Origin of the sequence: Arthrobacter sp. CC3, from assembly GCF_039907775.1 — a bacterium.
In the GTDB taxonomy this organism is placed as follows: Bacteria; Actinomycetota; Actinomycetes; order Actinomycetales; family Micrococcaceae; genus Arthrobacter.
In genome coordinates this window covers 199,218-222,660 of sequence record NZ_JARCCY010000002.1, presented here as the reverse complement: position 1 = coordinate 222,660, position 23,443 = coordinate 199,218, and the positions used below count along the sequence as shown (strand labels likewise).

The following is a 23,443-nucleotide window of genomic DNA, read 5'->3' as shown; positions in this document are numbered from 1 at the left end:
GTCACCGAAGCGCGAACGTACAGTTGAGGCCTCAAATCCACACGGGTTTGGGGCCTCAACTGTATGTCCCCGCTGATGTGGTGGGACGTCCTAGCGGCCGCCGCCGCCGATCACGCCGTTTTCCACGGCCTTGGTGACGGCGTCGGCTTCCGCCTGGGTGAGCTTGCCGTCCGCGACAGCCTTGTCCAGCCGGGACTTCAGGGCCGCGGCGCGCTCGGACCGTTCCTCGGCGCGCAGCTCCTCAAGTGCGGAGGTGACCTTGGATTGGTCTATCCCAAGCGACTCCGCGAGGGACTTGGCCAAGGCGGCTTCCCTGGCCGCACGGTCCGGCTTCTCTCCCTCGGCGGGCCGTGTGGCCGGCTTGTTGGCATCGCGGAACGCCTTCAGCGCCTCCGTAACCTTTGCCTCGTCAACACCGAGCTTGGCCGCAAGCTCCGATGCCTGCACGCCCACTCCGTGCCCGTGGCGGCCGCCCTTGTGGCCGCGGTCGTGGCCGTCGGTGTTGGCATCGGCCGATGCGCTGGCCGACGGAGTGGGAGTCGGAGTGGTGGCTGCGGACGCAATTCCGCTGACGCCGATCCCGGCCCCGACAACCAGGGCAGCGGCGCCCAGGCCGAGGCCCAACTTCTTTCTGCTGGTCATGGCACGTCTCCTCGATCCGCCGCAGCTGCGCGGCTACTTCAGGTGGCAGGTACAGTACGCCTACCTTCCTCAAGGCTCCGGCATCCACTTATGGAAGACCTGTCATGAAGCTGTTAGGAAGCTGTGAATCGGACATTCTGAGAAACTTGCACAGAGTGTAAAAATGCACGTAGTGTAATGCCGTGCCACCCACCCAGAATGCGCCAGCCATCCCGCCGCGCAGTGAAACCGCCGAACCGCCGCCGCCCTCGCGCCGGGAACTCAACAAAGCCGCAACACGCCAGGCCATTACCGATGCCGCCCTGCAGCTCCTGCGCAGCAAGGGGCCGGGAAACTTCACGGTGGAGGACATCGCTGACGCCGCAGCGATATCGCGGCGCACCTTCTTTAATTACTTCAGCAGCACCGAGGCGGCACTCGCCTCCGTGACCCACGGCTTCCTGGACAACGCGTTGGCGCAGTTCCGGCTGCGGCCCGCCGACGAGCCCATCCTTGAGTCGGCGAGGGCTGCACTGGTTCAGTTGGCCGACCCCATGACGGTGGCCCCCATGGCCGAGCTGTACAGCCTGGCGCAGTCCAATCCGCAGCTCAACCGTTCCGAACTTGAGGCGTGGGATCACTGCACCGCGGAAATCATCGATGCGGCCCGCGAACGTTTCGCACGGACCACGGGTGAGGAGCTCGACGAGCTTTACCTGCGCGCGCTTGCGGGGTCCATCATCTCCTGCGGAAAAGCCGCCATGGACGTCTGGTTCGCCGAGCGCGGCGCAGACCTCTCCGCCACGTCGCTTGCAAGGCTCCGCCAGCTCCTGATCGACGCCATGGGCCTCCTTGGCTCAGGCTTTACGCCCACCGCCAACCTCTCCACAGATCGGCACTGACATGGCCCTCTTCCTCTACCGCCTCGGCAAGTTCTCGTATCGCCGCCGCTGGCTGGTCATTTCGCTCTGGCTGGCAGCGCTTGTGGCCGTGGGCGGGTCTGCCGCCGCCTTCCACGGCACGCTGTCCAACAACTTCCAGATCCCCGGCACCGAAACGCAGCAGATGGCGGACAAGCTCAAGAAGGAGCTTCCCTCGTCCTCCGGCGGCTCGGCAAGCGTGGTGTTCGAAGCCAACGACGCCCGGTTCAGCCAGGCCGGAAGGGATGCGGTCACGGCTGCGCTGACGAAACTCGAGACCCTTCCCGATGTCCAGGGCACGGTCGATCCCTTCGCCACCCAGGCGCAGCTGGACAAGGCTGTCGCAGATCTCGACGCCGGCAGGGAGCAGTCCGCGGCCGGCAAGGCGCGGCTGGACCAGGCCGCTGCCGAGCTTGCCGCCGGAAAGGCACAGCTGGGAGCAGCAGAACAGCAGATGGCGGCCGCCGGTTTGCCTGCTGCCGCGATTGAGGCACAGCTCGGCAAGCAGAAAGCAGCCCTCGCCGAGGGCCAAGCCAAGCTCGACGCCGGTACTAAGGAACTGGAAGCGGGCGAAGCCAAGCTTGCGCTTGGCGCCCGCCAGCTGGAAGCCTCGAAGGGCCTCCGCTTCGTCTCCGAGGACGGCAAGGCCGCAATCGCACAGGTCCAGTTCAGGACCTCCATCAACGGCCTGACGCCCGACGTCCGCCAGCAAGTCCAGGACATCGTCAAGGAGGTCTCGGCCGCCAACGTCACTGCCCTGCCCAGCAAGGAAATCAGCGAGGACATCTCCGAACTCTTTGGCACCGCCGAGATCATCGGCATCGCCGTTGCGGCCCTGGTCCTGGTGTTGATGCTCGGGACCCTGATCGCCGCCGGGCTTCCGCTGCTGATGGCCGTCGTCGGCGTGGCCGTCGGTGTGGGCGGAACGATCGCCCTGAGCGGTGCCACGGAAATGAGTTCCATCTCGCCCATGCTGGCGCTGATGCTCGGCCTGGCAGTGGGAATCGACTATTCGCTCTTCATCGTCAACCGGCACCGCAGCCAGTTGCTGACCGGCATGGACGCTGAGGAATCGGTGGCCCTGGCCACTGGTACTTCGGGCAACGCCGTGATGTTCGCCGGACTGACCGTCATCATCGCCCTGGCTGCCCTGGTGGTCCCCGGCCTTCCGTTCCTGGCAGTTATGGGTCTCTCCGCTGCCGCCACAGTGGCCGTCGCCGTCGTCGTTGCCTTGACCCTGACCCCCGCTGTTCTCTCCCTGGTGGGCCGGAAGCTGATCTCCAAGCGTGCTTGGGCCAAGGCGGAGAAGCACAACGCCGCCCCGGGGCACGACACTGAGGACCGCACCAGGGACGAATACCGCAGCAGCCACGGCTGGGGCGGCATGGTCACCAATCACCCGTGGCTGGCCCTGTTGGCCGGCGTCGTCCTGCTCGGTGTGGTGGCGCTGCCCGCCAGCCAGCTCCGGCTGGCTTTGCCGGATGCCAGTTCCGAGCCGGTCGCCTCGCAGGCCTTCAAGGCCTATGACGTCACCAAGCGGAGCTTCGGCGAGGGCATGACCGGCCCGATCATTGTGGTGGGCGACCTTCCTGAGGGACTCAGCGACGCCGAGGCACAGGCCAAGCAGTTCGATGTCGCGGACATTCTGCGGGAAACCGGAAATGTCACCGCTGCCGTGCCGCTGGCACTGAGCGAGGACCGCCGCACCGCGGTGTTCCAAGTCATTCCCAATGAAGGGCCGGCCAGCGCGAGCACCGTGCAGGTGGTCTCCGAACTCCGAGCCGAAAAGGGCCAGATCAGGGACTCCACCGGCGTCAGCATCGGGCTCACCGGACAGACCGCCGGCAACGTCGACGTATCCACCAAACTCGGTGACGCGCTGCCGCCGTACTTGGCGATCGTAGTTGGTCTCTCCTTGATCCTGCTGCTGCTGGTGTTCCGCTCCATCTGGGTGCCGCTGCTGGCCACCGGGGGCTTCCTGCTCTCGCTCGCCGCAGCGTTCGGCGCGGTCGTGGCTGTGTACCAGTGGGGCTGGCTCGGAGCGGTGTTCGGCGTCGAAAATCCCGGTGCCGTGCTGAGCTTCCTGCCGATCATCCTGATCGGCGTGCTGTTCGGGCTGGCCATGGACTACCAGGTATTCATCACCTCCGGCATGCGGGAATCGTTCATGCACGGGGAATCAGCCAAGCACGCCGTCCGGTCGGGATTCAGCCACGCGGCCGCGGTGGTCACAGCCGCCGCGATCATCATGGTCAGCGTGTTCTCCGGCTTCATCTTCTCGCACCTGAACATGGTCCGGCCGCTTGGGTTCGCCATGGCCTTCGGCGTGCTGATTGATGCCTTCGTGGTCCGCATGACGATCGTCCCTGCCGTGATGTACCTGCTCGGCGAAAAGGCATGGTGGCTGCCGCGCTGGCTGGACCGCATCCTGCCGGACGTGGATGTGGAGGGGGCGAAGCTCCGCAAACCTACGCCGGCCGCCGATGTGGAACCGGAAGAAGTCGGCGCACGCTGACAGGCCTCCTCTAGTCCGCCACAGGCCGCCCGCTGATCAACTGATCGGCGGGCCGCCTGTTTGTGCGGGTCAAATTCTGTGGGCCCTGTTCTCCGTGCCGCGTTCTCTGGGACCGTGCCGGAGTTAGGCCGCAACTGGGGCACCACGCCGTGACCGGAGGGTACGCCTGTGAACCTTGGCACGATGGCGGAGCTCTTTCCGACGACTGGAATCTTCTCGGTAGCGGATTTCTTCCGGGTGGCCGGAGTCTGTGGCCGGGCTGCCTCGTTGACTCCCCGGCAGCGGCGGCGCAGTGGAGTGATAGGTGTGGCCGTTGGGAGTTGTCAGTTGGATGCCATGCCTGGCCCTACCGGGACCACTCGTCCCGGCGGGAACACTCGTTCCGGCGGGTGCGTTTGGTGCGTTGGCCGGGTGTGCTCTCCAGCCCGGCGTTTCCTTGTTGTGGTTGCAGGCTTCGCAGAGCCCGGCACCGTTGCCCGCCGTTGTAGCGCCACCGCCGTGCCAGGGAACGATATGGTCCAGGTGCCGGATGGGAGCATCACAGTACGGGGTTCGGCACGTGTCGTCGCGGGCCTCGATGAACCGCCGGAGCCCCGCCGGGAAAAGTCTCGCCCGGGAGTCCATCGCCACCAACTCACCCGTGCCCGGGGCTGTGTACAGGCGGCGGATCCACGTATTGAACGCTTGGTCCCCGTCCTTCGAGTCCGACCCAGTGGCCTCATTACTAAGCACGTTGCGCGCCCAGCCGCCGGGAACTACACCGTAGCCGGGCAGGCGGGCCGGTTCGCTGTCGCCCTGGAAGAGGGTGCGGTCGGTCATCACCAGCTGGATCTCAATACCGCTGATCCCGCCCGGTGTGCCCGTGACGCGTTCAACCAGGTCGTCCGCCATGATCTGCCCCCGGGAGCGGATGTCCCCGGACGACCGCAAAGTATCAGCCTGCCGGATCAGTGCAGCGTGGACCGCAACACCGGCCGAAACCGGCAACAGGGCCGTCAGATAGCACATCGTGTCAGGGGCGGGACGGAGACTCACATGCCGCTCCGTCACAGCATGCGCAGCACGTTTCGCGACAGAGCGCGGATCCAGCCGGTACGCCGCGGCCCGGGCCGCACCAACAAGGGCCCGGTCACCGGCCCCGGCCAGCGCCCCGGAATCCGGCGCCAGTTCCTGATCGACCGCACACCGGTCGTCCGCCGACAGGCACGCCGTCTCACGCACCAGCAACGTGGCCCGCCACTCACTCAACTGCCCCGCTTCCAAGGCAGCAAGCGTGTGCGGCATCTCCGTCACCAAAGCCTTCGCCAGACCCAGCAACCGGCTCCCCTTCGCCGGAGACTCCCGCCGGGCCAGCGCAACCTGCGCCCCGACACCCGCCCCGAGCTGGTCTGCGGGGACCCCGGCAATCGACTGCGCCCGGCGCTGCAGCAGATCAAAGGCCACCGTCAACCGGGCCTGACGGGCAGCCAACGCAGACTTCCGATCCTCCAATGCCCGGATCTCATCGATCAAGCCCGCACCACCGTCCCCGGGCGGAACACCGTCCAGCCCCCAGGCCGGGTCCTGAGTTGCCGGCCCCTGACCACAGCTGCAAGCGCGACCGCACCCCACCGCCAGTGCCGGCGTCTCGTCGGATCCCCCAAGACCGTCCATAGCTCAGGTGTCTCTCTGGGCCCTGACATTAATGTTTCTGGCATTGGCTGCCTTGGTAACCGCGCTGGCATTAGCTGCCACGAGACAAATCACGGCCTGCCGAAGCCGGCCAGCGGCTTCCCCTGCCATTGGGGAGGTCCCCAAACCGGTCGTAGCTATGGGCGCACGACTGAGGACAGCTGCCACTTCGAGACGGGTCCGGACAGTGTTCACCGCGGAGTTCAGCTCATCCAACGTCCGGTTACATTCGATCAAGCCGGGAATATCCGGGGGCAAGGTGAATTCCTGGAGCAAACAGTCGAGCATCGCGCTCAGACTGTGGAGGTCGTAATGATCGCGTCCGGCCATTGCCCCTGCCGTTTCCGGTCCATGTTTCCCGTCCATGAACCCACTATCCCGCCGACCTCCGACAATAAGCCGAGCGATAAAGACCTGAGCGAAAAGAGCGGCGACAAGGCGACTCAGAGGGAACTAGGCTGGACCGGTGACCCGCCTCATTCTTGCCTCCCAGTCCCCCGCACGCACCAAGCTGCTGAGCCATGCCGGCATCCGGCACGAGATCCTCGTCTCCGACGTGGACGAGGACGCAGTCCAGGCCCGCTACGGCGTGACGGACCCACACGACACCGCCCTGCTGCTGGCCCGCGCCAAGGCGGAGGCCGTGGCCTCGCTGCCCGAGGCGGAGGGTGCCCTGGTGCTCGGCTGCGATTCCGTCTTCGAGTTCGACGGAGAGGCACACGGCAAACCGTACACGGCCGACGTCGCCAAAGAGCGGATGCTGCGCATGAGCGGCGCCATGGGCGTGCTGCACACGGGCCACTGGCTGGTGGACTGCCGCGACACCGAGCCGGACGACGACGCCGACGCCGAATCCGGTTCCGACACCGGCACCGGCACCGGCGCCACCCTGGGCTCCGTCACCTCCGCGGAGGTCCACTTCATGGATATGAGCGTCGACGAAATCGACGCCTACATCGCCACCGGCGAGCCGCTCCAGTGCGCCGGTTCGTTCACGATCGACGGCTACGGCGGGGCCTTCATCCGCAAGGTCGACGGCGACCCGCACACCGTCGTCGGGCTTTCCATTTCCACCCTCCGCGCGCTGCTGGGCCAGGCGCGGGTGGGCATTACGGAGCTGTGGACCGGCGGCGCCATTGACCCCGCAGAAGTCCGCGCTGAGTGAGCCAATTCGCAACTCTTTGTAGCTTCCCTACAAAGGACCGGAGCTTTACACGCGGAATCCGCAAGTAATATCGGCGGAACCCTCAAAATCGCGCTAGGCTCCCTGAAGGAAAGAAGGAGACGCCTTGTCAGCAAATACGGAGCAGTCCGCAAGTCCAGAGCAGTCCACCGCCCCCAGCCACGCAGGTGCCGCCCTGACGAGCTCCAAGCGGCTGAGCAAAGTCCTGATCGCCAACCGCGGTGAAATCGCGGTGCGCATCATTCGCGCCGCCCGCGACGAAGGGATCTCATCGGTGGCCGTCTACGCCGACCCGGACCGTGACGCCCTGCACGTGCGCCTCGCGGACGAAGCCTACGCGCTGGGCGGCAACACTGCCGCCGAGTCCTACCTGGTGATGGAAAAGCTCATCGAGGTTGCCCACGAGTGCGGCGCTGACGCCATCCACCCCGGCTACGGCTTCCTGGCCGAAAATGCCCAATTCGCGGCCATGGTCATCGGCGCCGGCATCACGTGGATCGGCCCGTCCCCCGAGGCGATCTCGGCCCTCGGCGACAAGGTCCAGGCCCGCCACATCGCCGAAAAGGTGGGCGCCCCGCAGGTCCCCGGCACGGCCGACCCCGTGGAATCAGCCGAGGAAATCCTCGAGTTCGTTGACAAATTCGGACTGCCCGTGGCCATCAAGGCTGCCTTCGGCGGCGGCGGGCGCGGCATCAAGGTGGCCCGCACCCGCGAAGAGATTCCCGAACTTTTTGAATCCGCCGTCCGCGAGGCCGTCGCTGCTTTCGGCCGCGGAGAGTGCTTCATCGAGCGATTCCTGGACGCCCCCCGCCACGTAGAAACCCAGTGCCTGGCGGACGCCTACGGCAACGTCGTGGTGGTTTCCACCCGCGACTGCTCCCTGCAGCGGCGCAACCAGAAGCTTGTGGAAGAAGCCCCGGCACCCTTCCTCACCGAAGAGCAGAACCGCCGCCTGTACGACTCGTCCAAGGCCATCCTCAAGGAAGCCGGCTACCTCGGTGCCGGAACCTGCGAATTCCTGGTAGGCCAGGACGGCACCATCTCCTTCCTGGAGGTCAATACCCGCCTCCAGGTGGAGCACTGCGTTTCCGAGGAAGTCACCGGAATCGACCTTGTCCGCGAACAGTTCCGGCTGGCCCGCGGCGAAAAGCTGGGCTATGACGATCCCGAAGTGCGGGGACACTCCATTGAATTCCGCATCACGGGCGAAGACCCGGGCCGCAACTTCATGCCTGCCCCCGGCACCATCACCACGCTGAAAAACCCCACAGGACCCGGCATCAGGATTGACTCCGGCGTGGAGCAGGGCGATGTCATCAGCGGCAACTTCGACTCGATGCTCTCCAAGCTGATCGTCACAGGCGCCACCCGCGAGCAAGCACTGCAGCGCTCCCGCCGGGCCCTGGAGGAGATGGTGGTGGAGGGCATTCCCACCGTCATTCCGTTCGACCTCGCTGTGGTCACCAACCCCGACTTTGCCCCTGCGGAAGGACCGTTCAAGGTCCACACCCGCTGGATCGAGACGGCTTTCGTCAACGACATTCCGGCATGGACGCCTAACGGCGCCGAGGGTGAAGCGCCCGACGCCGGCGATCGCCAGCGCGTCGTCGTCGAGGTGGGCGGCAAACGACTTGAGGTGGTGCTGCCGGCGTCGCTCGGCTCGTTCAGCACCGGCGGCGGTTCCGCCAAGCCGGCCAAGGCCAAGAAGCGCTCCCGCTCCGGCGGACCGGCTGCAGCCGCCGGCGGCAACGCCTTGACCTCTCCCATGCAGGGGACCATCGTCAAGGTGGCCGTCGCCGAAGGCGACGTTGTTGCCGAAGGCGATCTCGTCGTCGTACTCGAAGCGATGAAGATGGAGCAGCCGCTCACGGCGCACCGGGGCGGCACCATCACCGGACTTGCCGCCACCGCCGGCGAGACGGTGTCCGCCGGTGCCGTGATCGCCACGATCGAGGACTGATCCGGCCGGCTCACCTTCAGCTCGAACCACAGCATTACCAGCCGCCCCCCCGGCGCGCCCATGGCGCCCGGGGGCGGCTGCATGCAGACTTAGCGTGTGAAGCCATTTCTCCTTCTTGCATCGCGCGCCGAGGACAGGGCAGCCGAGGAAGAATACGAGGCCTACCTGCGCTATGGCGGCCTTGAGCCCGCGCAACTCCGGCGCATCCGGATGGAAGCCGGGCCCCTGCCGGAGCTGGACCTGTCCGACTACTCCGGCGTGATTGTGGGCGGCAGCCCCTTTACATCCAGCGACCCGGCGGACCACAAAAGCGCAGCCCAGCACCGGGTGGAGCGTGAACTGCGCCAGCTGCTGGACCGCATTGTGCCGGCCGACTTTCCGTTCCTGGGGGCCTGCTACGGGGTCGGCACGCTCGGCCTGCATCAGGGAGCAGTCATCGACAGGACGTACGGCGAGGGGCTGGGCGGCACCACCATCAAGCTGACGGCGGAAGGACTGCAGGATCCCCTCCTGCGCGGGCTGCCGGAAAGCTTCACGGCCTTCACCGGCCACAAGGAAGGCTGCACCGTCCTCCCCTCCCACGCGGTACTGCTGGCCAGTTCGGCGGCCTGCCCGGTGCACATGTTCCGGATCAAGGCCAACCTGTACGCCACCCAGTTCCACCCGGAACTGGATGCGGAAGGGCTGGTCACCAGGATCGACATCTACCGCCATGCCGGCTACTTCCCGCCGGAATCGGCCGAAACACTGATGAATGACGCCCGGCAGTTCACCGCCACTGAACCGATGAAGATCCTCCGCAACTTCGTGGAGCGCTACGCGAAGTAGCGCCGGAAACGACAAATGCCCGGTCCCCCCAAGGGGAACCGGGCATTTGTTGCGAGCGAAACGGGTCAGGCTACGTTGTTCTCGTAATCCAGGTCCCGGGTTTCCTTGCTCAGGAACAGGGCGATGAGGGTCAGCACGGCCATGGAGCTGAGGTAGACACCCACCAGCACGGGGCTTCCCTTCGCCGTCTCCCAAAGCCAGACCGCGATGAACGGGGCCACGGCAGCACCCAGGATGCTGGAAACGTTGTAGCTGACAGCTGATCCCGTGTAGCGCACGTTGGTGGGGAAAAGCTCCGGAAGCAGCGCGCCCATGGGACCGAAGGTCAGGCCCATCAGGGTGAAGCCGAGGATCAGCAGGGCCATGGTGCCCACGAAGCCGCCGCTGAACAGCGGAACGAACAGCATGCCAAAGACGAATATCCCGGCGGTAACGCCGATGAGCATCTTGCGGCGGCCGTACTTTTCAGCCAGCGGGCCGGAGACCAGGGTGAAAATCCCGAAGAACACGACGCCGGCAATCAACATCCAGAGGAAGTCGTTGCGGGTGAAGCCAAGGCCGGGGACGAACGCGGCGGCTGCAGCCTCGGTCATCGGCTTCCCTGCCTTTTCCGCGGCTGCCTTGGCGGCGTCCAGCGTGGCGGGGCGTGTTCCGTAGGTGAGCGTGAACGTGGTCATCAGGTAGAACAGCACGTACGTGGCCAGCATGATGAACGTGCCCAGGATGAGCGGGCGCCAGCTGGTCTTGAAGACGCGGGCCAGCGGGAGCTTGGCAACCTCGTTGGACTCCAGCACCTTGGTGAAGGCGGGGGTCTCGATCAGCTTCAGGCGAACGTAGAGCCCGATGATCACCATAACCGCGCTGAGCAGGAACGGAACGCGCCATCCCCAGGCTTCAAACGCCTGCGGTGAAAGCGTGTAGCTGGCCACCAGGAAGATCACGTTGGCAATGATGAACCCGATGGGTGCACCCAGCTGCGGGAACGTGCCGTAGATGGCGCGCTTGTTGGCGGGGGCGTTCTCGGTGGCCAGGAGCGCTGCGCCGCTCCACTCCCCGCCGAGGGCAAGGCCCTGGGCGAAGCGCATGACCACCAGCAGCGCCGGAGCCCAGAAGCCCCAGCCCGGAACCAGTGCGGTGGGGAGGCAGCCGATCAGGAACGTGGCGATACCCATGGTCAGCAGCGATGCCACCAGGGTGCCCTTGCGGCCGAACTTGTCCCCGAAGTGGCCGAAGACAATCGATCCGAGCGGGCGGGCAATGAACGCGACGCCGAACACGGCGAAGGAGCTCAGCAGCTGGGTGGTCTCGTTCTGTCCGGGGAAGAACAGCTTGGGGAATACGAGCACAGCGGCCGTGGCGTAGACGTAGAAGTCGTAGAACTCAACGGTGGTGCCGATGAGGCTGGCGACGATCACGCGCCCGCGCGAGTTAACCTGCTTGGCTGACCCCGGCTGCGGTGAGGTGGCAGTGGATGACATGTAGTAACGCTTTCGTGAGAAACCGGGCGGGTGCCCCAAAAGACTGCCCGGCTAAGGGATACGTATCTCTCAATAATAGTTCCCGCCGTCCAGCGACTGGACAAACAGTCCACTATGCGGACTTTTCGATTCGTCTCACTAATTGCGCCTCACGCCGTCACAAATGCCCCGATAGGCAAACTTCACAGCACGTTAACAAACGGCGACGCTTCACGAAACGCGGGCTCCCTACCTTTGAAGAACAACAAACCCCCGAAGGAGGTACACCGTGACTGTTGACCGCACGGCAGAGGCCGGCGCACAGCCCGGCACTACCCGCACCGTTCACGCCCCCGCCCTTGAAGTCCGCCCCGGTCGCTGGATCGCCAACTGGGATGCCGAGAACAAGGAGCAGTGGGAAACCCAGGGCCGCTCCATCGCCCGGCGCAACCTGAACTGGTCCATCTTCGCCGAATTCCTCGGCTTTGTCGTCTGGCAGCTCTGGTCCATCGTGGTGGTCCAGCTCCCCGCGGCAGGCTTCACATTCTCCACCTCTGAAATCTTCTGGCTGATCTCCATGCCCAGCCTGGTGGGTGCCACCCTCCGCATCCCCTACACGTTCATGGTTCCGAAGTTCGGCGGCCGCAACTGGACCATCGTCTCGGCCCTGCTGCTCCTGATCCCCTCCATCGGACTGGCAATGTGTGTCTCCAACCCGGAGACCCCGTTCGGTGTCATGCTCCTGGTGGCAGCACTTGCAGGCTTCGGCGGCGGAAACTTCGCCAGTTCCATGGCCAACATCACGTTCTTCTACCCCGCCCGCGAAAAGGGCTGGGCCCTGGGCTTGAACGCCGCCGGCGGCAACATGGGTGCCGCCGTCGCACAGCTTGCTGTGCCGATCGCCATCACGCTCCTGGCCGCCGGAACCGTCAACCTTCCGATCGCAGGCCTCATGTGGGTCCCGCTGATCCTGCTCGCAGCGTTCGGCGCCTACAAGTACATGGACAACCTCACCAGCGCCAAGGGTGACGTGGCAGGCTCGATCGCCGCGCTGAAGGAACCGCACCTGTGGATCATGGCGCTGCTGTACATCGGCACCTTCGGATCGTTCATCGGCTTCGCCGGTGTATTCCCCAAGCTCATCAAGGACTACTTCCCCGCCTTCTCCTCCATCGGCGTGGGCACAGTGGCTCTCTCGCTGGCCTTCCTCGGCCCGCTGGTTGGTTCCCTGGCCCGCCCCTACGGCGGCCGCATGGCGGACCGCATGGGCGGCGCCCGCATGACCGTCGCCGCCTTTGCTTCCATGGCCGTCATCACCCTCACGATGATCTGGACGCTGCCGCTGAAGAACTTCTGGCTTTTCCTGGTCCTCTTCCTGATGCTCTTCACCGCCAGCGGCTTCGGAAACGGCGCCACCTACCGGATGATCCCCATCATCTTTGCCACCAACAGCCGGGCAGCACGCAACGGCGCCAGCACGGTGCAGACCCAGCGACTGGCTTCCTCCGCCCTGGGCCTGATCTCGGCAATCGGCGCATACGGCGGGTTCGTCATCCCGCAGGTGCTGAACGCCTCCAACACGGCCAGCGGTTCCTACACCCCCGCTTTCTACGGCTTCGTCGGGGCTTACGTCCTGATGCTGGTGGTCTGCTGGGGCTGCTACATCCGCAATGCCAACCGAAATGCGATGGGACACGTCTAACATGACCACAAGCGCCGACACGCACTGCCCCTACTGCGCTTTGCAGTGCGCCATGACGCTGAAGTCCCCAGCGGCTCTGACCCCGGCTGTCCAGCCGGGGTCAGACCCCGTGCCGGCTCCATCCGCCCAGAGCGTGACCGCCACGGCTGGACCCGTCCTCGAAGTTTCCGGCCGCGACTTTCCCACCAACCGCGGCGGACTCTGCCGCAAGGGGTGGACCTCAGCGTCCCTTCTGAGCCACCCCGGACGTGTCACCGAGCCTATGCTGAAGGGTTCCGACGGCGTGCACCGCCCCGTCAGCTGGGATGACGCACTGAAGCTCATCACCGCAGCAGTGAAGGACACCCGCGCCCGATACGGCGCGGACGCCGTCGGCGTTTTCGGCGGCGGCGGCCTGACCAATGAGAAGGCTTACATGCTGGGCAAATTTGCCCGGCTGGCCCTCGGCACGTCCCGGATCGACTACAACGGGCGGTTCTGCATGTCCTCCGCGGCCGCCGCCGGTATGCGCGCCTTCGGCGTTGACCGCGGCCTGCCGTTCCCGCTGACAGATCTCGACGGTGCCAGCACCATCCTGATGCTCGGCTCCAACGTTGCCGAGACCATGCCGCCCTTCGTCCAGCACCTCCAGGGCGCGCGCGACGCCGGCGGGCTGATAGTGGTGGACCCCCGCCGTTCCGCCACGGCGGCGTTCACGTCCGACGGCGGCGGCCTGCACCTCCAGCCCCTGCCGGGCACCGACCTCACCCTCCTCCTGGGCCTCTCCCACGTGGTGATCCACGAAGGCCTGGCGGACACCGACTTCATCCAGGCGCGCACCAGCGGTTTCGAAGCCCTGTCCCGCAGCGTCAACGCCTTCTGGCCAGAGCGCGTCCAATCCCTCACCGGTGTGCCCGCGGACCTTGTCCGCGAGACGGCCCGCAGGCTGGCCCATGGGGCCACCAAGGGCGGAAGCTACATCCTGACCGGCCGCGGTGTGGAGCAGCACGTGGATGGCACGGACACCGCCACAGCCGCCATCAACCTCAGCCTGCTGCTCGGCCTGCCGGGTTCCGCCCGCAGCGGCTACGGCACCCTCACCGGCCAGGGCAACGGCCAGGGCGGCCGCGAGCACGGCCAGAAGGCAGATCAGCTCCCCGGTTACCGCAAGATCACCGACCCCGCCGCCCGTGCGCACGTGGCCGGGGTGTGGGGCGTGCCGGAATCGCTGATTCCCGGCCCCGGCCTGCCCGCCGTCCAGCTCCTGAAGTCCCTCGGCCAGCCCGACGGCGTCCGTTGCCTCTTCGTGCACGCCTCAAACATCGCTGTGGCCTCCCCCGATGCCAACGCGGTCATTGCCGGCCTGCGCAGCCTGGACTTCCTGGTGGTCTGCGATTTCTTCGTCTCCGAGACGGCGGCCGAAGCCGACCTCATCCTGCCGGTCCTTCAGTGGGCCGAGGAGGAAGGCACGCTGACCAACCTCGAGGGACGCGTCCTGCGCCGCCGCCGTGCCCTGCAGCCGCCGGCCGGGGCCCGCAGTGAACTCTGGATCATGGCGCGGCTCGCCGAAGCGCTCGATGCCCCGTCCACCTACAGCGAGGATCCCGAGACGGTCTTCGAGGAGCTTCGCCTGGCCTCAGCCGGCGGGCTCGCCGACTACTCCGGGATCGACTACGCCATGCTGGACCGCGGCGAGGCCGCGTACTGGCCCTACCCTGTGGGAAGCACCGGCACGCCTCGGCTGTTCCTGGACGGCTTCGCCCACGCCGATGGCAAGGCGGTGATGACCCCGGTGGCGCCCCGCCGCCGTCGTGCTCCTGCTGCAGGTCCCGCCACAGATATCAGGCGGGACCTCATAGGCGCCAAACCCATGACGCTCATCACCGGCCGCCTGCTGGAGCACTACCAGTCCGGATCGCAGACACGCCGCGTGTCCGAGCTGCTGGAGTCCCAGCCGGAGGCCAAGATGCAGATTCACCCTGCCGCGGCCGCGTCCATGGGCATCACCGACGGGGCGTTCGTGTCGGTGGCCAACGAGCGCGGCGAGGTGCTCTGCCGGGCCGAACTCAGCACGGCCATTCGGCCCGAGACGGTCTTCCTGCCGTTCCACTTCCCGGAGCTCGAGAGCGCCAACCGCCTGACGGAGGCCGCCACGGATCCCATCTCCGGGATGCCCGAGTTCAAATTCAACAAAGTGTGGGTCCGGGCGGCCGCAAACGGACTTCAGCACAGCGTTCTTCAAGCATCGGAGGCCTCATGAGTGAGCAGATTGTAGTTGTTGGCTTTGGTCCGGTTGCCGCACGTCTGATCGACGAGCTGCTGCCGGCAGTGCGCAGCGGGCTCGCGCGCCTGACGGTGATCGGCGAGGAAGCAGACGCCGCATACAACCGCGTGCTCGTGGCCGACCTCGGCGTCGGGCGCACCACGGCCGCGGCGCTGGCGCTGTCCGATGCCGCTGCCCTGATCGCCGACGGCGTGGATGTCCGGCTCGGTGTCCGCGTCCGCCGCGTGGACCGCGCCCGCCAGCAGGTCATCCTCACCGATGGCACCACGCCGCACTATGACCGCCTGGTGTTCGCCACCGGCTCCCGTCCGGTTATTCCCAACCTGACCGGCCTCAACCCGGACCCGGCCCACCCTGTGCTGCCCGCCGGCGTGACCGCCCTGCGTGACCTGCGCGACGCCGAGGTGCTTCGTGCGGCCGTTTCCGGCGGCAAGCGCGTGGTTGTCCTGGGCGGCGGCGTCCTCGGACTCGAGACGGCACTGGCCGCCGCAGAGGAAGGCGCTACCGTGACCGTGGTCCACAACGGACCGCACCCGCTCGGCCGCAACATCGACCGCGGCGGCGGTGCGGTGCTGGCTGCCAACCTGCGCAACTGCGGCGTCCGGATGGCCGGCAATGCCCGCTCCACCGGCCTGGAGCACAACGCTCCCGACGGCGGGTTCTCCGCCTTGCTGCTCGCTGACGGTTCAGCGATCGACGGCGACCTGCTGGTGCTGTCCTGCGGCGTGCGGCCCCGCGTGGAACTGGCCGAAGGCTGCGGGCTGTCTACGGCCACGGGCATCCTGGTGGACCACAAGCTGCGGGCACACCACGAGCCGCACATTTTCGCGATCGGCGACTGCGCCGAAGTCCGCTGCCCGGATCCGTCCTGCAGCGACTGCCGCACCGCCCCCGGCCCATCCGGCCTGGTGGGACCCGGCTGGCGGCAGGCCGAATGGCTCGCCGAGTACCTGACGCTTCTTGCGGAGGGATCAGCCGAAGCATCGGCTGAAGGCGGCAGCGAGGCCGCGTTGGCGGAGGTCGCCAACGCCCTGCCGGAACTCCCGATGGAGAAGCCGGGCGTCATTGTCCTCAAGGCACGCGGCCTGAACATGGCCGTGGCCGGCGACAACGCCGCCGAACCGTGGGACGAGGAAGTACTCACGGCCGGCGCCGTCGACGGCCGCCCGCGCCTGCAGATTGCGCAATGGGCGGATCCGGAACACGGCCGCTACGTCAAAATGACCACGCGCGGCGGAGTCCTGGAAGGCCTCGTGGCCGTGGGGATGCCGCGCACTGCGGCCGAGCTCGTGTCGCTGTTTGAGCGCGGCGACGAACTCCCGGCCGACAGGTCGCTGCTGCTGCGGCTGGACGGCCCGGACCAGCTGGCTGCCGCTGCCAACACCGACCCGGCGCGCACCGTGTGCCGGTGCGCCGGCGTCAGCGGAACCAAGATCCAGGACGCCGTTGCCGAGGGATGTTCCACCGTGGCCGAGGTTTCCGGAGCCACCCGCGCGGGCACCGGCTGCGGCGGCTGCCACTCCGACATCAAGGACATCATCGAAAAACACTTCCAGGCGGCAACAGCCGCCTGACGTGACGTGAAGCGGCAGGGGCCCCGCGGGGGTCCCTGCCGCTTCTGCGTCCCCGCCTGCTAGCCTGAACCATCATCGAGGGTTGGGGGTGCAGTGAACCAGGCTGCGTGGGGCGTTCTGGCTGCAGGGACACTGTTGGCTTCGGGGTGCGCCGCCCCAGTGGCGGGGCCGGCTGCGTCCGGTACAGAACCAGGCGTCCAGCAGGCTACTGCCACCGTTGCCGCGTCGCCGGAAACGTCCGGCCCCCTTCCGGATCCTCCCTCCGGGCTTCCGTCGTCCGGGCTTCCCTCGTCCGGGCTTCCGGTGCCGGACTTCTGCGCGGCCGGAGAGATATATTTGGCGCGTTTTCCGGGGCTGTCACGCTATGAGCCCGAAAGCGAAGCCCCGGAGCCCCAGGACTCGAGCGGCTGCGCCTATTCTGAAGCAGCCGGTGACGAAACCAGACCGTTTGCCGTGCTGACTTTTGCCGAACTATCAGAGGCCGACGAGATCCAGGCGTTGCTGACCGCCAGCTGTACGTACAGTGCGTTGACTCCCGGGGTGACACACATCGAGGCCCTCGCCCGCGAACGGGGGTGGTCCGCTTGGACCGCCACGGAAAAGGCTGGTGTCTATGAAGCCCAGGTCTGCACCGGCAGCCATATGTACAAGGCTTCTTTGGGCAACGTTCCTGGCACCATGCCGGAGGACGCCCTCAAGATCATTCTCGCTGTCATCCGCTAGGGACGCCCGCACGAGGTTTCGGAGGGACTTTGGACCCCTTGCCCTCCACAAGGGGCAAGGGGTGTCATGGAAGCTAGAGCCCGTGGATCCAAGGGAGGGTTGCCATGTTCGCCGTCACGATCTTCCTCGCCGCGGCCGCACTCATCGTGGTTGCCGCCGTGATGGGCATCGTCACCCTGCGGAAGCTGGACCGCTCCGCCCAGGCAAGAGCACTGATCTGGACGGCAACAGCCATCATGGCCGCGTTTACGGTCCTCGCCGGCCTGTTCATCAGCGGTTACGCCCTGACCGATCCCGGCGGCACCGAAGGCATCGCGATCGTCCTCTCCTGGGCTGTTCCGCTGGCCACGTTGGCCGTGTTTGCCTGGCTTCGTCCCGAGTGGGCTGCACCGGCGCTGGCCGTGCTGACCGCGTTGATGGTGGTGGCAGGGATGTGGTTCGCCGTGGATTCGGCATCGTGGCGCGCCTTCGAGAACGCCAACGGCCCGGTCCGCGCCGTCGCAATTCTGGTGCTCGCCCTACCGTCAGCAGTCCTGGGCTTGAAACGAACAGCCGCTGCGGGCTGGCTGCTCCTGGCCCTCGGCCTCGGACCCATAGCCTTCTCGGCCCTGGGAAGCCTCGCTGGAATAGTGTCCCTCTCAGCCATCAGCGTGATCCCGCTGATTACCGGGCTGGCGTACCTGGCCGCAGCCCGGATTTCCCGTCCCGCAGGTTCCACGGAAACCATCCGGGCCGCGCCTGCCTAGGCAGGGTCAATCACCGGACGTTACATGTGTACGTGCAGGCGGCGTGCCGCTTCCGAGATGGAACCACTGAGTGACGGGTACACCGTAAAGGTGCTGGCGACGTCGTCGACGTGCAGCTTCTGCGTCACCGCGAGGGAAATCGCGAAGATCAGCTCGGACGCGTTCGGGCCGACCACCACGCCGCCGATCACGGTGCCGGAACCCTTGCGGGCGAAGATCTTGATGAAGCCGTCGCGGTGGTTGCGCATCTTGGCGCGGGCATTGCTGCGCAGCGACAGCTTGATCACGTCGCCCTGGTATTTGCCGGAGTCGATCTCTGCCTCGGACACGCCGACTGACGCGATCTCCGGCGATGTGAAGATGTTGGAGGCCACCTGGTGCAGCTTCAGCGGGGTGACGCTGTCGCCCATGAAGTGGGCCACGGCGATGCGTCCCTGCATGGCAGCGACGGAGGCGAGGGCCAGGACGCCGGTGCAGTCGCCGGCCGCGTAGATGTTCGGTGCTGTGGTGCGGGAGACGCCGTCCACCTTGATGTGTCCGGCTTCGTTGAGGGCCACGCCGGCTTCCTCGAGGCCGATGCCTGCCGTGTTCGGGATGGAGCCCACGCAGACCAGGCAGTGGCTGCCGGTGACCTTGGAGCCGTCACCCAGGGTGACCACCACGCCGTCGTCCGTCCGCTCCACCGTTTCCGCGCGGGAGCGGGAGAGCACCTTTACGCCGCGGCGTTCAAAAACGCCTTCCAAGACCTCTGCGGCGTCGGTGTCCGAGCCCGGCAGCACACGGTCGCGGCTGGAAATCAGGGTGACCTTGGAGCCCAGGCCGTTGTAGGCGGACGCGAACTCCGCGCCGGTAACGCCGGAGCCCACCACGATGAGTTCCTCGGGGAGCTCGTCCATGTCATAGATCTGCGCCCAGTTCAGGATCCGCTCGCCGTCCGGCCGGGCGGTGGGAAGTTCGCGCGGGTGGGCGCCCACCGCGAGCAGGATGGTGTCCGCTTCCACCGTCTCGGTGCCGTCAGCAGTGAGGACCTCGATGGTGTGGCTGTCCAGCAGCCGGCCGGAGCCGATGAGGATGCGCACGCCCTGGTGTTCCAGCCCTGCCCGGATGTCCTCGGACTGCTTCCGCGCAAGGTTGAGCAGCCGGTCGTTGATGTGCTTGAGGTCCGCCCTCATCACCGGGGCGAAATCGCCGCCGTCGACGTCGAACTTCACTCCCAGCTCCCCCGCCTCACCGACGCGGGTCATCAGGTCTGCCGTCGCGATCAGGGTTTTGGAAGGCACGACGTCGGTAAGCACCGCCGAGCCGCCGAGGCCCGCCCGCTCAACGATGGTGACTTGCGCCCCCAGTGAGGCGGCCACCATGGCGGCTTCATAGCCGCCGGGCCCTCCGCCGAGTATTGCGATTCGAGGTGAGCTGAAATCCGGATGCGTAGTCACAAAGATCCATTCTCTACCCATGCGGCGCCGCACACCAATAAAAGGGACCTGCGCCACTGCTGGGCAGGGCTCCGCCGGCACGATAACTTGTACCAGTGAGTAATACAGAATTCCTGAACACGGACCCTTTTGACGCCGCCCGCGCGGCCGCGGACTATATCGCCGAGGAGACGGGCGTGGACAGCCACGACGTCGCACTGGTGCTCGGCTCCGGGTGGGGCGACGCCGCGGACCTGATCGGTGAAACCACAGCCACCCTGTCCGCGGACGAAGTGCCCGGCTTCCATGCGCCGGCGGTGGAAGGCCACGTAGGCACCATCCGCTCCGTCCTCACCCGGGAAGGCAAGCGCGCCCTGGTGCTCGGCGCCCGGACGCACTACTACGAAGGCAAGGGCGTCCGCGCCGTCGTGCACGGAGTACGGACCGCCGCGGCGGCCGGCTGCAAGGTCCTGGTGGTAACGAACGGCTGCGGCGGCCTCAACGAGGACTGGGCTCCCGGCACCCCCGTGCTCATCAAAGATCACATAAACCTCACCGCCACGTCCCCGCTGGAAGGCGCAACCTTCGTTGACCTGACAGATCTCTACTCTGCAAGGATCCGCGGACTGGCCCGCGAAGTGGACCCTTCCCTCGACGAAGGCATCTATGCGCAATTCACCGGACCGCACTACGAGACTCCGGCGGAAGTGCAGTACGCCAAGCGGATCGGTGCCGACCTGGTGGGCATGTCAACAGCGCTCGAAGCCATCGCCGCCCGGCACGCAGGCATGGAGGTCTTCGGCATCTCGCTGGTAACCAACCTCGCCGCCGGAATCAGTCCGGTGCCGCTGAGCCACCAGGAAGTGCTGGAAGCCGGGCAGGCTGCCGGCCCGCGCATCTCCAAACTGCTCGCGGAAATCATCGCCAAGCTCTGACTACTGCTTCCTGGCGGGCATCAGCCGGCGGAGTACGTCCTTCCGGGAGCCGGGAAATTTCCGCTCAACCGAGGCGGCAATGCCGGCGATGGTCTGCCGGGACAGCGTCTGGCGCCACACAAGCTCGGCCTGCCGCATGGTCTGCGACACGAGGCAACTGCGCAGGTAGTCCTCGCCGGGCTCTGCGCCGGGTGCGTTCGCGAGGATGGATTCGCAGCGAAACGCCGGTTCCGGACCTTCAATGGCCAGGACGACGTCCAGCACGGTGATCTTTTCTGCGGGCTGGGCCAGGTGGAAACCGCCGCGGGGCCCGGATACGGAGGACAGGATGCCGGCACGGACCAGCGCCTGAAGCTGCTTGTTCAAGTACGCCGCGGGCAACTGGTACAGCTCCGCCAGCCTGGCACTGTTTACGGCCTCCCCCGCAGGGGTCCAGGACATGTTGACGCAGCAGTGCAGCGACCACTCAACCCCCTGCCCCATCTTCACTTTTCAGACATTACGTGTCCGGAAAATTTACTGTCAAGGTTCCGGGTTGCGCATGCCGGGCATCGCATCCGGGTCGTTAGGCGATAGCTTTGTTCCTATGACGTCTTCCGATGCCGAATTTCCGCAGCTTTTGAGCGCCGCCCGTGACTGGGCCGCCCAGGACCCGGATCCCGCCACTGCCGCCGCTTTGACAGAACTCGTCCAGCTATCCTCGGACGGCGTTCCCGCGGCCCGCCAGGAGCTTGAGGACAGCTTCAGCGGAACGCTGCAGTTCGGCACCGCAGGCCTCCGCGCTGAACTTGGCCCCGGCCCTAACCGCATGAACCGCGTCGTTGTCCGGCGCGCGGCCGCCGGCTTCGCTGCGTTCCTGACCACCGCCGTCGCGGAAGCCTCGCCGGGCACCCGGCCCCGCGCCGTCGTCGGTTATGACGCCCGCTACAACTCCGACATTTTCGCGGAGGAGACCGCCGCAGTGTTCACGGCTGCGGGAATCGAGACGTTCCTGATGCCGCAGGCGCTGCCGACGCCGCTGCTTGCCTACGCCGTCCGGGCCCTGGATTGCGACGGCGGCGTGATGGTGACAGCCAGCCACAACCCGCCGCAGGACAACGGCTACAAGGTGTACCTCGGCCGGCACGCAGTGGAGGAAAGCGGGCGCGGGGCGCAGATCGTGGCACCCTCCGACGCCCTGATCGCCGCGGAAATCGATCGGGTGGGCGCTCTGGACTCCATCACGCTCGCCCCGGCGGGCTGGACTGTGCTGGACCCATCCATCACCGCAGACTACGAGGCAGCGGTGGCCGCCCTGGCCCTGCCCGCGCAGTTCCCGGCCAGGGACCTGAAGATCGTCCTGACCCCCATGCACGGCGTGGGCGGCGACACGGCCGTTGCCGTTCTGCAGGCGGCAGGATTCGACGACGTCACGCTGGTATCGGAGCAGGCCTTGCCGGACCCGGACTTCCCCACGGTGAACTTCCCCAACCCGGAGGAACCCGGCGCCCTTGACCTGGCCCTGGAAACGGCAGCCCGCGTGGACGCCGACATCGTGCTGGCCAACGACCCCGACGCCGACCGCGCAGCCGTCGCCGCCAAGGACCCGGACACGGGTGCGTGGCGCATGCTTCGGGGGGACGAAGTGGGCGCGCTGCTGGGGGCACACATCGCGGCCAGGCTCGCCGGCGGCGAAACTGCAGCACACGGTGTCTTCGCTAATTCAATCGTTTCCTCGCGCCTGCTGGCACGGATTGCCGTCGCCGCCGGGTACGCCCACGAAGAGACCCTGACCGGCTTCAAGTGGATTTCGCGCGTTCCGGGCCTGCTCTACGGCTACGAGGAAGCGCTGGGTTACTGCGTGGCCCCGGAACTGGTCCGGGACAAGGACGGCATCTCCGCCGCAGTGCTTATCGCGGAACTTGCTGCCGCGGCCAAGGCGGACGGCAAGACTATTTTCGATACCCTCGACGAGCTGTACCTGGTGCACGGGCTGCACGCCAGCGACCAGCTCAGCATCCGTGTCGCGGACCTGGGCCTGCTGGACGCCATGATGAACCGGCTCCGGGTGAGCCCGCCGGAATCCTTCGGCGGATCCGCCGTCGAAACGTTCAAGGACCTGGCCGACGGCAGCGAAAACCTGCCGCCGACGGACGGCCTGCTCTATCTCACCAAGGACCTCAGCCGGGTGATCATCCGGCCCAGCGGCACCGAGCCGAAACTGAAGTGCTACCTCGAAGTTATCCGGAGCGCGGGTTCAGCTGCGGAACTGCCCGAGGCGCGGCAGGCGGCACGGGCAGCCCTCGACGGCGTTCTGGGAGATGTTCGGGAAGCCCTGGGACTCTAGTTAGAGCCCTGGGGGCTCGGGTGGTGCTCGGGTTGGGCCCTAGTTAGAGCTCAACCTCGACGTAGCCGTCCACCACACGGGTGCGGAACGTGGGGAGGCGGAGCTCTGCGGTGCCGAAGCACTCGCCGGTCTCCAGGTCATAGACCTCTTTGTGCAGCGGTGACGCAATGGTCTGGCGCGTTCCGCGTGAGCCCACGATGCCGCGTGCCATCACATGGGCGCCTGTAGCGGGATCCTCCTGGGCCACGGCGAAGACCTCTGCGGGCGCCGTGCGGAACAATGCCACCTGGCGGCCGGCGATCAATGCAGCCTCGCCCCAGGCCAGTTCCAGTTCCTCCACGGCGCAGACGCGGTTCCAGCCCGTCGCAACGCCGGTGCTCTGGTCTTCAAGTTCAAGTACTGCGGTCATTTCCGACCCCTCTCGCATCGCGTGCCGCCCGGCGCTCCTTGGAACGGCAGCCGGGCCCGGACCGCCAACGCGGCCACATCTCAAAGCTAGGGCTGCGGTGTTTCGGCGGCGTGCAGTCAATGTGTCCGGCACGTAAAAGGCAACTCACCTGCCCGGAAATCCATTCGTGATGCAGAAGTTAAGTTCACGAAACAT

At 66.6% G+C, this 23,443-nt stretch carries 18 protein-coding genes; 12 read left to right on the top strand and 6 right to left on the bottom strand.

Features of this window, described 5'->3' with window-relative positions; translation table 11 throughout:
• Window positions 1-90: 90 nt before the first annotated feature.
• Window positions 91-642, bottom strand: a complete 552-nt coding sequence (locus PV761_RS00970; protein ID WP_347893632.1) for a hypothetical protein — start codon at window positions 640-642, stop codon at window positions 91-93.
• Window positions 643-851: 209 nt separating this feature from the next.
• Here PV761_RS00970 and PV761_RS00965 point away from each other — a divergent pair, with 209 nt between their 5' ends.
• Entirely contained in the window at window positions 852-1,523 is a 672-nt protein-coding gene (locus PV761_RS00965) for a TetR/AcrR family transcriptional regulator (RefSeq protein ID WP_028272522.1), read from the top strand.
• A 1-nt stretch (window position 1,524) separates the two neighbouring features.
• The gene (locus PV761_RS00960; RefSeq protein WP_347893631.1) at window positions 1,525-4,056 is read left to right on the top strand and encodes an MMPL family transporter; all 2,532 of its coding nucleotides are present in this window, start codon (window positions 1,525-1,527) and stop codon (window positions 4,054-4,056) included.
• Window positions 4,057-4,179: 123 nt separating this feature from the next.
• Here PV761_RS00960 and PV761_RS00955 read toward each other — a convergent pair whose 3' ends face one another.
• Window positions 4,180-5,709: a DUF222 domain-containing protein gene (locus PV761_RS00955; protein WP_347893630.1), complete on the bottom strand. Its 1,530-nt coding sequence runs from the start codon at window positions 5,707-5,709 to the stop codon at window positions 4,180-4,182.
• A 484-nt stretch (window positions 5,710-6,193) separates the two neighbouring features.
• Between PV761_RS00955 and PV761_RS00950 the strand changes: the two genes are divergently transcribed.
• The 3 genes from PV761_RS00950 to PV761_RS00940 all read left to right on the top strand — a co-directional run bounded on the left by PV761_RS00950 (window position 6,194) and on the right by PV761_RS00940 (window position 9,698).
• On the top strand, window positions 6,194-6,892 hold the full coding sequence (locus tag PV761_RS00950; RefSeq protein ID WP_347893628.1) for a nucleoside triphosphate pyrophosphatase: 699 nt from the start codon (window positions 6,194-6,196) through the stop codon (window positions 6,890-6,892).
• Window positions 6,893-7,085: 193 nt separating this feature from the next.
• Window positions 7,086-8,870 (top strand): biotin carboxylase N-terminal domain-containing protein, encoded by a 1,785-nt coding sequence (locus PV761_RS00945; protein ID WP_347893854.1) that lies wholly within the window; start codon window positions 7,086-7,088, stop codon window positions 8,868-8,870.
• A gap of 96 nt (window positions 8,871-8,966) precedes the next feature.
• Window positions 8,967-9,698, top strand: a complete 732-nt coding sequence (locus PV761_RS00940; protein ID WP_347893626.1) for a glutamine amidotransferase — start codon at window positions 8,967-8,969, stop codon at window positions 9,696-9,698.
• 65 nt (window positions 9,699-9,763) lie between these two features.
• On the opposite strand, the gene PV761_RS00935 is transcribed toward PV761_RS00940, so the two are convergent.
• Window positions 9,764-11,176 carry an MFS transporter gene (locus PV761_RS00935; protein ID WP_347893624.1) on the bottom strand — a complete coding sequence of 471 codons (1,413 nt, stop codon included), beginning with the start codon at window positions 11,174-11,176 and terminating at the stop codon, window positions 9,764-9,766.
• Window positions 11,177-11,444: 268 nt separating this feature from the next.
• On the opposite strand from PV761_RS00935, the gene PV761_RS00930 reads away from it, so the two are divergent.
• The 5 genes from PV761_RS00930 to PV761_RS00910 all read left to right on the top strand — a co-directional run bounded on the left by PV761_RS00930 (window position 11,445) and on the right by PV761_RS00910 (window position 18,163).
• A complete protein-coding gene (locus PV761_RS00930; protein ID WP_347893622.1) occupies window positions 11,445-12,857 on the top strand; it encodes an MFS transporter in 1,413 nt (470 codons plus the stop codon).
• 1 nt (window position 12,858) lies between these two features.
• Window positions 12,859-15,096, top strand: coding sequence for a molybdopterin oxidoreductase family protein (locus PV761_RS00925; RefSeq protein ID WP_347893620.1), 2,238 nt, complete (start codon window positions 12,859-12,861; stop codon window positions 15,094-15,096).
• Window positions 15,093-16,694 (top strand): FAD-dependent oxidoreductase, encoded by a 1,602-nt coding sequence (locus PV761_RS00920; RefSeq protein WP_347893618.1) that lies wholly within the window; start codon window positions 15,093-15,095, stop codon window positions 16,692-16,694. Before PV761_RS00925 ends, PV761_RS00920 begins: the two co-directional genes overlap by 4 nt.
• A gap of 453 nt (window positions 16,695-17,147) precedes the next feature.
• Window positions 17,148-17,417 carry a hypothetical protein gene (locus tag PV761_RS00915; protein ID WP_347893616.1) on the top strand — a complete coding sequence of 90 codons (270 nt, stop codon included), beginning with the start codon at window positions 17,148-17,150 and terminating at the stop codon, window positions 17,415-17,417.
• A 104-nt stretch (window positions 17,418-17,521) separates the two neighbouring features.
• Entirely contained in the window at window positions 17,522-18,163 is a 642-nt protein-coding gene (locus PV761_RS00910) for a hypothetical protein (RefSeq protein ID WP_347893614.1), read from the top strand.
• A gap of 20 nt (window positions 18,164-18,183) precedes the next feature.
• On the opposite strand, the gene PV761_RS00905 is transcribed toward PV761_RS00910, so the two are convergent.
• Window positions 18,184-19,599, bottom strand: coding sequence for an NAD(P)H-quinone dehydrogenase (locus PV761_RS00905; RefSeq protein WP_347893612.1), 1,416 nt, complete (start codon window positions 19,597-19,599; stop codon window positions 18,184-18,186).
• Window positions 19,600-19,694: 95 nt separating this feature from the next.
• Between PV761_RS00905 and PV761_RS00900 the strand changes: the two genes are divergently transcribed.
• Complete coding sequence (locus PV761_RS00900) at window positions 19,695-20,513, top strand: purine-nucleoside phosphorylase (RefSeq protein WP_028272508.1); 819 nt, start codon at window positions 19,695-19,697, stop codon at window positions 20,511-20,513.
• On the opposite strand, the gene PV761_RS00895 is transcribed toward PV761_RS00900, so the two are convergent.
• Window positions 20,514-20,996: an Rrf2 family transcriptional regulator gene (locus PV761_RS00895; protein WP_347893852.1), complete on the bottom strand. Its 483-nt coding sequence runs from the start codon at window positions 20,994-20,996 to the stop codon at window positions 20,514-20,516.
• 103 nt (window positions 20,997-21,099) lie between these two features.
• Between PV761_RS00895 and PV761_RS00890 the strand changes: the two genes are divergently transcribed.
• Window positions 21,100-22,839: a phospho-sugar mutase gene (locus PV761_RS00890; protein ID WP_347893610.1), complete on the top strand. Its 1,740-nt coding sequence runs from the start codon at window positions 21,100-21,102 to the stop codon at window positions 22,837-22,839.
• A 43-nt stretch (window positions 22,840-22,882) separates the two neighbouring features.
• Here the strand turns inward: PV761_RS00890 and nirD are convergent, their stop codons facing one another.
• Window positions 22,883-23,248, bottom strand: a complete 366-nt coding sequence (gene nirD, locus PV761_RS00885; RefSeq protein ID WP_028272505.1) for a nitrite reductase small subunit NirD — start codon at window positions 23,246-23,248, stop codon at window positions 22,883-22,885.
• Window positions 23,249-23,443 lie beyond the last annotated feature (195 nt).